The 12,405-nt window shown below is 74.2% G+C and carries 9 protein-coding genes; 5 read left to right on the top strand and 4 right to left on the bottom strand.

All coding sequences use genetic code 11. The annotated features are described in order from the left end of the window. Positions 1-12 precede the first annotated feature (12 nt). On the top strand, positions 13-834 hold the full coding sequence (locus N555_RS0113375) for an IclR family transcriptional regulator domain-containing protein (RefSeq protein WP_029431999.1): 822 nt from the start codon (positions 13-15) through the stop codon (positions 832-834). 186 nt (positions 835-1,020) lie between these two features. Here the strand turns inward: N555_RS0113375 and N555_RS0113370 are convergent, their stop codons facing one another. The 3 genes from N555_RS0113370 to icmF all read right to left on the bottom strand — a co-directional run bounded on the left by N555_RS0113370 (position 1,021) and on the right by icmF (position 5,727). Beyond that, on the bottom strand, positions 1,021-1,785 hold the full coding sequence (locus N555_RS0113370) for a helical backbone metal receptor (RefSeq protein ID WP_029431998.1): 765 nt from the start codon (positions 1,783-1,785) through the stop codon (positions 1,021-1,023). After that, positions 1,782-2,288, bottom strand: a complete 507-nt coding sequence (locus N555_RS0113365) for a MarR family winged helix-turn-helix transcriptional regulator (protein WP_231502734.1) — start codon at positions 2,286-2,288, stop codon at positions 1,782-1,784. The genes N555_RS0113370 and N555_RS0113365 overlap by 4 nt, the downstream gene beginning before the upstream one ends. A 205-nt stretch (positions 2,289-2,493) precedes the next feature. After that, complete coding sequence (gene icmF, locus N555_RS0113360) at positions 2,494-5,727, bottom strand: fused isobutyryl-CoA mutase/GTPase IcmF (RefSeq protein ID WP_029431996.1); 3,234 nt, start codon at positions 5,725-5,727, stop codon at positions 2,494-2,496. 178 nt (positions 5,728-5,905) lie between these two features. On the opposite strand from icmF, the gene N555_RS27930 reads away from it, so the two are divergent. Then, complete coding sequence (locus N555_RS27930) at positions 5,906-6,322, top strand: STAS domain-containing protein (protein WP_051684045.1); 417 nt, start codon at positions 5,906-5,908, stop codon at positions 6,320-6,322. A 79-nt stretch (positions 6,323-6,401) separates the two neighbouring features. Beyond that, entirely contained in the window at positions 6,402-7,814 is a 1,413-nt protein-coding gene (locus tag N555_RS0113350; protein ID WP_029431994.1) for a cation:dicarboxylate symporter family transporter, read from the top strand. Between the two features lie 43 nt (positions 7,815-7,857). On the opposite strand, the gene N555_RS0113345 is transcribed toward N555_RS0113350, so the two are convergent. Further along, positions 7,858-9,507, bottom strand: coding sequence for an AMP-binding protein (locus N555_RS0113345; protein WP_029431993.1), 1,650 nt, complete (start codon positions 9,505-9,507; stop codon positions 7,858-7,860). Positions 9,508-9,661: 154 nt separating this feature from the next. Here N555_RS0113345 and N555_RS0113340 point away from each other — a divergent pair, with 154 nt between their 5' ends. Both N555_RS0113340 and N555_RS0113335 read left to right on the top strand, forming a co-directional pair. Next, positions 9,662-10,663 carry an LLM class flavin-dependent oxidoreductase gene (locus tag N555_RS0113340; protein ID WP_029431992.1) on the top strand — a complete coding sequence of 334 codons (1,002 nt, stop codon included), beginning with the start codon at positions 9,662-9,664 and terminating at the stop codon, positions 10,661-10,663. Between the two features lie 52 nt (positions 10,664-10,715). Beyond that, entirely contained in the window at positions 10,716-12,404 is a 1,689-nt protein-coding gene (locus N555_RS0113335) for a Na+/H+ antiporter (protein WP_029431991.1), read from the top strand. Position 12,405: the final 1 nt, after the last annotated feature.

Raw genomic sequence — 12,405 nt, 5'->3', positions numbered from 1 at the left:
GGACGGGCGCTGATGGCCGGACGGGGCGAGGGGCCGGACTTCGTCGAGGCGCTGGCCCGCGGCCTCGACGTCCTGACCTGCTTCGGCCCGGCGCACCGCGCGATGTCCCTGTCGGAGGTGGCGTCCGCCACCGGCCTGGCCCGGCCCACCGCGCGGCGGCTGCTGCTCACCCTGGCCGAGCTCGGCTACGTCCGGCCCGGGGCGGCCGGCTTCGAGCTGACGCCGCGGGTGCTCGACCTGGGTGCGGCCTACACGGGGTCGCTGGGGCTGTGGGACGTCGCCCGGCCGCACCTGGAGGACCTGGTCGGCACGACCGGCGAGTCCTCGTCGATGGCGCAGCTCGACGGCTCCGACATCGTCTACGTCGCCCGGGTCTCGGTGCCCAAGCTGATCGCGCTGCGGGTGGAGATCGGCACCCGCTTCCCGGCGCCGCAGACCTCGCAGGGGAAGGTGCTGCTCGCCGCCCTCGGCCCGGACGAGCTGGACGCCGCGCTCGCCACCCCCAGCCGCGCGGGCCTGCCGGGGTACGCCGCCCGGTCCCGCGCCGAGCTGGACGCCGAGCTGACCGAGGTCCGGGCCCGCGGATGGGCCCTGGCCGACGAGGAGCTCGCGCCGGGCGTCCGCTCGGTGGCGGTGCCGGTGCGGGACGGCGCCGGGGCGGTGCGCGCGGCGATGAACGTGACCGTGCACGCCGCGGAGACCCCGACCGAGCGGCTGGTGGGCGAGCACCTGCCGCTGCTGCTGCGCGCCGCCGGCGAGGTCAGCGCCGACTGGGCGCGGTGGCAGTCTCGCCCGCACGCCGAGCTCCCCCGCCCGGTGGCCGGCACCGCCTGAGGCGTCGCGGGCCGACCGATGTACCCGGGCGGCCCGTTCCGCGGCCGGTTCTGGGCCCAGCGGGTTCGACTGTCAGGACAACCCGCTCGTAGCTGAGCGATGTCCCGGGACCGGCCACTCCAGCCGTCGCAGTGGCCGCTGGAGGGCCAACGCCTCCGGACCGGCAGGGCGTCTGGGCCTCCCCGCTCAGCCGAGGGTGGCGACGGCGGTGGCGAGGCGGTCGCGGGCGCCGGCCAGCGAGGGGCCGTACCAGGTGAGGTCCCGCCCGGAGACGAGCGCCGACGCCAGGCCGGGGAACGCCTCGGGGCCGTTGTCGACGGTGAACCGGTAGGGCTCGTCGGGCAGCAGCACCGCCTGAGCACCGGCCGCGACGACGTCCGCCGGGGTGGTGTGCGGATAGCGCTCCTCCCCCGCACCGAACACGTTGACCAGCCCGAGCCGGGCGAGGACGTCGCCGGCGAAGGTGCGCGGGCCGACGACCATCCACGGGTCCCGCCAGATGGGGACGGCGACGCGCAGCCCGCCGGCGGGTGGCGGATCGGCCCACGCGCCGGCGGCCTCCGTCAGCCAGCCGGGCTCGTCGACCTCCAGCGCCTCGCCGAACAGCCGGCGCATCGAGGCCAGTGCCTCGTCCACGGACTCGATCACCGTCACCCACACCGGGATCCCCGCTGCGCGCAGCCGGTCGACGTCCAGCCGGCGGTTCTCCTCCCGGTTGGCGACGACGAGGTCCGGCACGAGCGCGGCGATCGCGGCCCGGTCGGGGTTCTTGGTCCCCCGGACCCGGGGCACGCCGAGGTCCGCCGGGTGGGTGCACCAGTCGGTGGCGCCGACCAGCCGGCCGGCGACGGTGACCGCGAGCGCCTCGGTGAGCGAGGGGACGAGCGAGACGATCCGCCGCGGCGGGCCGGCCAGCGGCACCGCCGTCCCCAGGTCGTCGAGGAGGCTCATCCCCCGAAGTCGCCGGCCGAGCGGCGCAGGTCGCGCAGGATGTCGATCAGGTCGCGCATCCGGTCGTTGCTCAGCTCCGGCGCGGTGAAGACCTCGTTGATCCGGGCGGTGGCCTCCGCGGCGAGCGCACGACCGGCGGGGGTGATCTCCACGAGCACGCCGCGGCCGTCCTCCGGGTGCGGGCGGCGGCGCACCAGGTCGGCGGCCTCCAGGCGGCTGGCCGCGTTGGTGACGCTCGCCGGGTGCACCTGCAGCCGGGCGCCGGCCTTGGCCATGGGCAGCGCGCCGGTGCGGGTGAACGACAGGAGCATGAGCAGCTCGTAGCGGGCGAAGGTGAGCTGCAGCGGGCGGAGCACCTCGTCCACCCGGGCCTGCACGATCGCCTGCGCCCGCATCAGCGACGTGACCGCCTCCATGCCGACGGCGGCGTCGGTCCACCCGTGCTCGCGCCAGTGGCGGGTCGCCTCCGCGACGGGGTCGAAGGGCAGGGACGGCGTGCTCACGCCGGTCATCTTCCCGCAGCCGCTCCCGCCGCCCTCTTGCGGTGTTCCCCCTGCTCCCGCGGCGCTGCAGCACCGCAGACGCGCGGGGAGAGCCGCAAGGGCGACCCCATTGCGGGTTCTTCTCGCGCCTCACCGGTCCTGCAGGACCCCCGACGCACGAGTTCGACCCGCAATGGCCCCGCGGGCAGGGCAGGTGCGTCCGGGCTCAGACGCTGCGCCGGTAGCGGCCGCCCACCTCGAAGAAGGCCTCGCTGATCTGCCCGAGCGAGCAGACCCGGACGGCGTCCATGAGCGCGTCGAACACGTTGCCGTCGCTCATCGCGACCTCGCGGAGCCGCGCGAGCGCGGCCGGGGCCTCGGCGGCGTGCCGGGCGTGGAAGTCCTCGAGGCGGGCGAGCTGCGACTTCTTCTCGTCCTCGGTCGCGCGGGCGAGCTCCACCGGCGCCGGCGGCTGCTCGTCGCGGTGCGGGTCGAGGAAGGTGTTGACGCCGACCAGCGGCAGCGAGCCGTCGTGCTTGCGGTGCTCGTAGAGCATCGACTCGTCCTGGATGCGGCCGCGCTGGTAGCCGGTCTCCATCGCGCCGAGCACCCCGCCCCGCTCGGAGATCCGGTCGAACTCCTCCAGCACGGCGGCCTCGACCAGGTCGGTGAGCTCCTCGACGACCGCCGAGCCCTGCAGCGGGTTCTCGTTCGCCGCCAGCCCCCACTCGCGGTCGATGATCATCTGGATGGCCAGCGCCCGGCGGACCGAGTGCTGCGAGGGCGTGGTCACGGCCTCGTCGTAGGCGTTGGTGTGCAGGCTGTTGGCGTTGTCGTAGATCGCGCACAGCGCCTGCAGCGTGGTGCGGATGTCGTTGAAGTCCATCTCCTGCGCGTGCAGCGACCGGCCCGACGTCTGCACGTGGTACTTCAGCTGCTGCGCGCGCGAGCCGGCGCCGTACCGGTCGCGCATCGCCACCGCCCAGATCCGCCGGGCCACCCGGCCGATGACGGTGTACTCGGCGTCCATCCCGTTGGAGAAGAAGAAGCTCAGGTTCGGCGCGAAGTCGTCGATCGCCATGCCGCGGGCCAGGTAGGCCTCGACGTAGGTGAACGCGTTGGCGAGGGTGAACGCCAGCTGGCTGATGGGGTTCGCCCCGGCCTCGGCGATGTGGTAGCCGGAGATCGACACCGAGTAGAAGTTGCGCACCCGGGAGTCGATGAACCACTGCTGGATGTCGGCCATGCAGCGCAGCGCGAACTCGGTGGAGAAGATGCAGGTGTTCTGGCCCTGGTCCTCCTTGAGGATGTCGGCCTGCACCGTGCCGCGGACGTTCGCCAGCACCCAGGCGCGCAGCTCCTCGGCCTCGGCGGCGTCGGGGTCGCGGCCCTCCTCCTCGCGGAACCGCGCCAGCCGCTGCTCGATCGCGGTGGTCAGGAACATCGCGAGGATCGCCGGCGCCGGGCCGTTGATGGTCATCGAGACCGACGTCGTCGGGCTGCACAGGTCGAAGCCGGCGTACAGCTCCCGCATGTCGTCCAGCGTGGCGATCGAGACGCCGGAGGTGCCGACCTTGCCGTAGACGTCGGGCCGCAGCTCCGGATCGCGGCCGTAGAGCGTCACCGAGTCGAAGGCGGTCGACAGCCGGGTCGCCGGCTGACCCGCGCTGAGGAGCTTGAACCGGCGGTTGGTCCGGAACGGGTCGCCCTCGCCGGCGAACATCCGCGCCGGGGCCTCGCCCTCGCGCTTGACCGGGAAGACACCGGCGGTGAACGGGAACGCGCCGGGCAGGTTCTCCCTCCGGAGGAAGCGCACCAGCTCGCCGTCGTCGCGGGTCCGCGGCAGGGCCACCCGCCGGACCTTCGTGCCCGACAGCGTCGCGCGGGTCAGCGGGACGGTGATGTCCTTGCCCCGCACGGTGTAGGTGAGCTCGTCGCCGGAGTACTGCTCGACGACGGCCGGCCACCCGGCCAGCTGGTCGCGCACCGCCGGCACCAGGTCGGTCGCCTCCGCAGCCGCCCGCGCCGCGGCCGCGGCGTCCCCGTCCAGCACCTCCGCCGCGGTGGTCAGGTGCTGCCGGCGGCGGGCGAGCTCGGCCTGCTCCTCGGTGACCGCGTGGTAGCCGCGGACGGTCTCGGTGATCTCGGCCAGGTACCGCGACCGGGACGACGGGACGACGCCGGAGAGCCCCGACGACGACCGGACCTCGACCGCCGGCAGCGCGCCCTCGCCCACCGGCAGCCCCGCGCCGGCGAGCAGCCCGCGCAGGTGCTGGTAGAGCGCGGTCACGCCGTCGTCGTTGAACCGGGCGGCGCTGGTGCCGAACACCGGCATCGAGTCCCACGGCTGCCCGAACGCCTCGCGGTTGCGCACCATCTGCCGGGCGACGTCGCGGCGGGCGTCCTCGGCACCACGGCGCTCGAACTTGTTCACCGCCACGACGTCGGCGAAGTCGAGCATGTCGATCTTCTCCAGCTGCGAGGCCGCCCCGAACTCCGGCGTCATGACGTAGAGCGACACGTCGCTGAACGGCACGATCGCCGCGTCGCCCTGGCCGATGCCCGGCGTCTCGACGACGACCAGGTCGAACCCCGCGGCCTTGACGGCGGCCAGCACGTCGGCGAGGTGCTCGGGCACCTGCGCGCCGGCGGTGCGGGTGGCCAGCGAGCGGAAGGAGGTGCGGTCGCCGTCGACCGTCTCCTCCAGCGCGTTCATCCGGATCCGGTCGCCGAGCAGGGCTCCGCCACCGCGCCGGCGGGTCGGGTCGATGGCGAGGACGGCGACCCGCAGCCGGTCGCCCTGGTCCAGGCGGAGCCGGCGCAGCAACTCGTCGGTCAGCGAGGACTTCCCCGAGCCGCCGGTACCGGTGATGCCGAGGACCGGCACCGTGCGCGCCGCGGCCGCCCCGTGCAGCGCCGCGGCCAGCTCGGGTGCCCGGCCGGCCTCGAGCACGGTGATCGCGCGGGCCAGGGCCGCCCGGTCGCCGCTGACGACGGCGTCGGCGGACGGCGCGGTGGCGGCCAGGTCGACGTCGCACTCGCGGATCAGCTCGTTGATCATCCCCGGCAGGCCGAGGCGGGCGCCGTCCTCCGGCGAGAAGATGCGCACCCCGCGCTCGCGCAGCAGCGCGATCTCCTCGGGGACGATGACCCCACCCCCGCCGCCGAAGACCTGCACGTGCCCCGCGCCGGCGGCGCTCAGCCGCTCGCGCAGGTAGCTGAAGTACTCGACGTGCCCGCCCTGGTAGGAGGAGACGGCGACGCCCTGGACGTCCTCCTCCAGCGCCGCGCGGACGACGGCGTCCACCCCGCGGTCGTGGCCGAGGTGCACCACCTCCGCCCCCTGGCTCTGCAGCAGGCGGCGCATGACGTTGATCGCCGCGTCGTGGCCGTCGAACAGGCTGGCCGCGGTCACGAACCGGACCGGGTGGACGGGCACGTGCAGGGCGGGAGCGGGCACTCGGTCCTCCAGTTACTTGGACGTCCACGGAACCGTACCGCAGAGCGCCGCGCTCGTCCGCCGACCGAGGTCCTTCGACCCTGCCGGGGGGCCGTGCGCCGTTCTAGGTTGTGCACGGTCGAACAGGCGGCCGCGGCCCCCGCAGGCCAGCAGTCCTCCGCAGCCCGGAGAGCCGCCGATGTCCGAGCTCCCCCGCCCCTGTCCCGGCCCCGGGTCGCTGACCGTCTCGGTCGACGTCACGGCAGCCCTCGTCACGCTCAGCGGCGAGCTGGACTGCTGCTCGGCCGCCGACGTCGGGGACGTCGTGCCCGTCCTGTCCGCCGGCCGGTCCGTCGACTGGTGGTTGGACGCCGGCGGCCTGACCTTCTGCGACGGCGCCGGCCTGGCCGCCCTGCTGGACCTGCGCGAGCAGGCGGCCCGCCACGGCGCCACCCTGCACCTGGTCGGTGCCGGCCGGTGCGTGCGCCGGATCATCGACCTGGTGGGTCTGGCCGACCGGCTCCCGGTCGAGGACGCCGTGCCCCGGCCCCGCCCGCTCAGCGAGCTCCGGCGGCGCCCGCCCGGGTCCCGGTCCCGGCCGCCCCAGCCGGTCTGACCGCACTCCCGGTTGCGGCGCGATGTCGGGGCGGTGACGGTGGTCCCCGCCCCGCATCCGATCCGCCCGAGGAGCCCGCATGGCCGCCGAGTCCGACACCGCGGAGAAGCCGGCCGCGACGCGGCGCGACCGCACCCACTGGCTCTACCTGGCCGTCATCACGGCCGTGGTCCTCGGCATCGTCGTGGGCCTGGTCTTCCCCGACTTCGCCGTCGACCTCAAGTGGCTCGGTACCGCGTTCGTCAACCTGATCAAGATGCTGATCGGCCCGGTCATCTTCTGCACCATCGTGCTGGGCATCGGCGCGATCAAGCAGGCGGCGAAGGTCGGCCGGATCGGCGGGCTGGCCCTGGGCTACTTCCTGCTCATGTCCACCGTCGCCCTGGGGATCGGGCTGGTGGTCGGCAACCTGGTGCACCCCGGCGACGGCCTGGAGCTGTCGGACGCCCTCCGCAGCCAGGGCTCGGACCTGGCCTCGCAGGCCGAGGCCGAGGGCTCGGGGTTCTCCGGCTTCGTCCTGAGCCTGATCCCCACCACGCTGCTGTCGGCGCTCACCGAGGGCTCGGTGCTGCAGGCGCTGCTGGTCGCCCTGCTCGTCGGGTTCGCCATCCAGGGCCTCGGCAAGGCCGGCGAGCCGCTGCTGCGCGGCATCGGCCACCTGCAGAAGCTGGTGTTCCGCATCCTCGCCATGGTCATGTGGCTGGCACCCATCGGCGCCTTCGGGGCGATCGCGGCGGTCGTCGGCGAGACCGGCGCCGACGCGCTGAAGAGCCTGGCGATGCTGATGCTCGCCTTCTACGTCACCTGCGCCCTCTTCGTCTTCGGCATCCTGGGGACGATCCTGCGGCTGGTCGCCCACGTGAACGTCTTCCGGCTGATGCGCTACCTCGGCCGGGAGTTCCTGCTCATCGTGTCGACGTCGTCGTCGGAGACGGCACTGCCCCGGCTGATCGCCAAGATGGAGCACGCCGGGGTGAGCCAGCCGGTGGCCGGCATCGTCGTCCCGACCGGGTACTCGTTCAACCTCGACGGCACCGCCATCTACCTCACGATGGCGTCGCTCTTCATCGCCGAGGCCCTGGGTGACCCGCTGTCGCTGAGCGAGCAGATCGGCCTGCTGGTGTTCATGATCATCGCCTCGAAGGGCGCGGCCGGGGTCACCGGCGCCGGCCTGGCGACGCTGGCCGGCGGGCTGTCCTCGCACCGGCCCGAGCTGCTCGACGGCGTCGGCCTCATCGTCGGGATCGACCGGTTCATGTCCGAGGCGCGCGCGGTGACGAACTTCGCCGGCAACGCCATCGCCACCGTCCTGGTGGCCACCTGGACGCACGAGCTGGACCGCGGCCGGCTGGACGCCGCACTGTCCGGCGAGGCGCCGTTCGACGAGGCGCGGATGCTCGACGACACCGGCGACGACACCCCGGCCGACGCGGCGGCGGGGCCGGCCCGCCAGGGCGCCGACGCGGACCTCACCGCCACCGCCCCCCGCTGAGTGGAGTGCCACAGCGCAGGAAACCTGCGCTGTGGCACTCCACTCACGCCGTGGCGGGGGCCTCCAGGCCGAGCTCGGCGACCGACACCTCGCGCATCTCGACCTTGCGGACCTTGCCGGTGACCGTCATCGGGAAGGCGTCGACGACCTTCACGTAGCGCGGCACCTTGTAGTGGGCCAGCCGGCCGGCGCAGAACTCCCGCAGCGACTCGGCGGTCAGCGGCTCGGCACCCTCGCGCAGCCGCACCCAGGCCATCAGCTCCTCGCCGTAGCGCTGGTCGGGCACGCCGATCACCTGGGCGTCGACCACGTCGGGATGGGTGTAGAGGAACTCCTCGACCTCCCGGGGGTACACGTTCTCCCCGCCGCGGATGACCATGTCCTTGATCCGGCCCACGATGTTCACGTAGCCCTCGGCGTCCATCACCGCGAGGTCGCCGGTGTGCATCCACCGCGCGGCGTCGATCACCTCGGCGGTCTTCTGCGGCTCCTCCCAGTAGCCGAGCATCACCGAGTAGCCCCGGGTGCACAGCTCCCCCGGCTCGCCCCGCGGCACGGTGAGCCCGGTCGCCGGGTCGACGATCTTGACCTCCAGGTGGGGGTGCACCCGGCCGACGGTGGAGGTGCGCCGGTCCAGGTCGTCGTCCGCGCCGGTCTGGGTGGACACCGGCGAGGTCTCGGTCATGCCGTAGCAGATGGTCACCTCGGTCATGCCCATCTCGGCGACCACCCGCTTCATGACCTCCACCGGGCACGGGGAGCCGGCCATGATCCCGGTCCGCAGGGACGACAGGTCGTAGGAGGCCAGGTCGGGTAGCGCCAGCTCGGCGATGAACATGGTCGGGACGCCGTAGAGGGACGTGCACCGCTCCTCCTGCACCGCGCGCAGCGTCGCCGCCGGGTCGAAGCCGGGCGCCGGGATCACCATCGTGGCGCCGTGGCTGGTGGCCGCGAGGTTGCCCATCCCCATGCCGAAGCAGTGGTAGTAGGGCACCGGGATGCAGATCCGGTCGGCCTCGGTGTAGCCGCACCCCTCGCCGACGAAGAAACCGTTGTTGAGCAGGTTGTGGTGGGTCAGCGTCGCGCCCTTGGGGAAGCCGGTCGTCCCCGACGTGTACTGGATGTTGATCGGGTCGTCGGCCGACAGCTCCGCCTCCCGCCGCGCCAGCAGCTGCCGGTCCCCGGCGCGCCCCGCGGAGACCAGCGCATCCCACTCCGGGCCGCCGAGGAACAGCACCTCGCGCAGGTCCGGGCAGTCGCCGCGCACCTCGGCCACCATCGCCCGGTAGTCGCTGGTCTTGAACTCCGGCGCGCTGACCAGCACGGAGATGCCGGCCTGGCGCAGCACGTACGCCAGTTCGGAGGTGCGGTAGGCGGGGTTGATGTTGACGAGGACCGCGCCCAGCTTCGCCGTCGCGTACTGCACGAACGCCCACTCCGCGCAGTTGGGCGCCCAGATGCCGACGCGGTCGCCCTTCGCCACGCCGAGGGCGTCCAGGCCGAGGGCCACCGCGTCGACCTCGGCGGCGAACTCCCGGTAGCTGAACCGGCGGCCGGTGGCGCACTCGACGAGGGCCTCGCGCTCCCCCGCCCGGGCCACGGTGCGGTCGAGGTCGGCGCCGATCGTGTCGCCGAGCAGCGGCACGGTCGACGTCCCGCTGGCGTAGGAGGGCAGGGGCGGCTGGGAACTCATGGCACGGCCTCCGGGGCGCAGACGGCGTCGTTGTCCCGCCCACCCTCCCGCCGTCTCCCGGCCGCCACCACCCACGCTCGGGGGGACCCGGGAAGGCGGACGGGGTCGGCGCGGTTGGCCCTGACGAGCACCGTCGACGAGAGGCCCCCGCACCGTGTCCGAGCAGTCCCTGCCGCTGTCCGTCCTCGACCTCGCCCCGATCGCGCCCGGGCAGACCGCCGGCCAGAGCATCGCGGCCAGCGTCGCCCTCGCCCGGGCCGCCGAGGAGCACGGGTACCGGCGGGTCTGGTACGCCGAGCACCACAACATGCCGTCGATCGCCTCCTCGGCCACCAGCGTGCTGATCAGCCACGTGGGGGCGCACACGAGCACGATCCGGCTCGGCGCCGGCGGCGTGATGCTGCCCAACCACTCGCCGCTCACCATCGCCGAGCAGTTCGGCACGCTCGACGCGATGTACCCCGGCCGGATCGACCTCGGGCTCGGCCGCGCCCCCGGCAGCGACCAGAACACCATGTACGCGCTGCGCCGCGACGGCAGCTCGGCCGACCGCTTCCCGCAGGACGTGCTCGAGCTGCAGGCCTACCTGGCCGGGCAGACGCGGGTGCCGGGTGTGGACGCGATCCCCGGCAAGGGCTCGAACGTGCCCCTCTACGTCCTCGGCTCCTCGATGTTCGGCGCCACCCTGGCCGCCGCCCTGGGCCTGCCCTACGCCTTCGCGTCGCACTTCGCGCCGCAGATGCTCGAGGCGGCGGTGGCCGCCTACCGCGCGGAGTTCCGCCCGTCCGAGCAGCTGGACCGGCCGTACGTGATCGCCGGCGTGAACGTCGTCGCCGCCGACACGGCCGAGGCCGCCCGCGCCGACCTGGCCGCGGTGCGCCGGCGGCTGGCGGTGGGCCTGTTCGGCCGCGGCCGCGACCTCTCCGACGACGAGGCCGAGCTGCTGCTCGCCGGCGGGGCCGCCGTCCACGTCGACGGGATGCTGACCCACACCGCCGTCGGGACCCCGGCCGAGGTGCGCGACCAGCTGACGGCCTTCCGCCGCCGGGCCGACGCCGACGAGCTGATCGTCGCCTTCCAGGCCCCCGCGCCCGAGTCGCGGCTCCGGTCGCTGGCGCTGACCGCGGAGGCGATGACCTCGGTCGCAGCCGCGTGAGCTCCCGGGGCGTCGAGGTGAACGCGGCCGCCGTCCCCGGCAGGATGTGGCGGTGAGCGTCGAGACCGTTCTGCTGCTCGTCCTCGGCGCGATCGCGGTGACCGTCGTGGTCCACCGGGTGGCCGAGCGGACCGGGCTCCCCGCCGCGGCCCTGCTCACCCTGCTGGGCATCGCCTACGCGTTCCTGCCCGGGCCGAACGTGGAGCTCGACCCGCATCTGGTGCTTACGCTGGTGCTGCCGCCGCTGCTCTACAGCGCGGCGCTGGAGTCCTCGCTGCTGGCGATCCGCAAGAACATGCGGACGGTGGTGAGCCTCTCGGTGCTGCTGGTGCTCGCCACGGCCCTGCTGATCGGCATCGGCTTCAGCCTGTTCGTGGCCGGCGCCACCCTCGCCGCGGGGATCGCGCTGGGTGCCGCGGTGGCCCCGCCGGACCCGGTCGCGGCGCTCGCCGTCGGCCGGCGGGTCGGCCTGCCGCCCCGGCTGCTCACCCTCATCCAGGGCGAGGGGCTGCTCAACGACGCCACCGCGCTGACCATCCTCGCCGTCGCCGTCGCCTCGGCCCAGGGCGACGGGTTCTCCACGTGGTCGGCGGCCGGGCAGTTCGTGCTGGCCGCGGCCGGCGGGGTCGCGGCCGGGCTGTTCGTGGCCCTCGCCATCCGGCCGCTGCGCCGGTTGCGCCAGGACCCCCTCTCGTCGAACGCGATCTCGCTGGCCACCCCGTTCGTGGCGTACCTGCTGGCCGAGCAGGTGCACGTCTCGGGTGTGCTGGCCGTCGTCGTCGCCGGGCTGGTCATCGGGCACAACGCGCCGTACTGGCAGTCCGGCGAGACCCGGCTGCAGACGCGGGCGGTGTGGCGGCTGGTCGACTACCTGCTCGAGGGCGTCGTCTTCCTCCTCATCGGCCTGCAGCTGCCGTCGGTGATCGAGAACCTCGGGCAGTACGCGACCTCGACGGTCGTGATCGCGGTGTCGATCACCGTCGGCGTCATGCTGCTGCTGCGTCCGCTGTGGCTGCTGCTGACCGAGTCGCTGCCGACCTGGATGCACGCCCGCCTGGGCGACCAGGACCTGCCCGAGCCCGAACCGCCGCTGCGCGCAGCCTCGGCCACCGCGTGGGGCGGCCGCACCCGCACCGGGCGGCTGTCGGGTCGCGAGATCGTGGTGCTCAGCTGGGCCGGCACCCGCGGCGTGATCAGCCTGGCGGCGATCTTCACGCTGCCGCTCACGACCGACGCCGGCGAGCCGTTCCCCGACCGCGACCTGCTGCTCTTCTGCGCCTTCGTCGCGGTGCTCGTCACGCTGGTCGGCCAGGGCCTGACCTTCGCGCCGCTGGTCCGCCGCCTCGGCGTGCGGGCGGACGCCGCGGACGAGGCGCGGCTGCGCAACGAGGCCCGTGCCGCCGCCGTCCGCGCCGGGCTGGCGCGGCTGGACGAGCTGGACGGCGAGCAGCACAGCAACGTCGAGGACCAGGCGATCGACGGCCTCCGGGCGGCGCTGCGCAGCCGGCTGGACCGCTACGAGCGGCGGTTGTCGGTGCTGCAGTTCGCCGAGGGCGGGGAGATCCCGGTGTCCCCGGAGTACGAGGCCGCCCTCCGCGTGCGCCAGGCCGTGCTCGACGCCGAGCGCGAGGAGCTGCTGCGCTGGCGCGACGCCGGCCGGCTGCCGGACGAGAGCCTCCGGACGCTCCAGCGCGAGCTGGACCACCAGGAGGGCACCCTCCCCAGCCGCCGGCCGGCCTGAC

Origin of the sequence: Blastococcus sp. URHD0036 (assembly GCF_000701365.1) — a bacterium.
Classification (GTDB): Bacteria; Actinomycetota; Actinomycetes; order Mycobacteriales; family Geodermatophilaceae; genus Trujillonella.
Note: the sequence above shows the minus strand (reverse complement) of the source record. Positions and strands in the feature narration are given on the sequence as shown.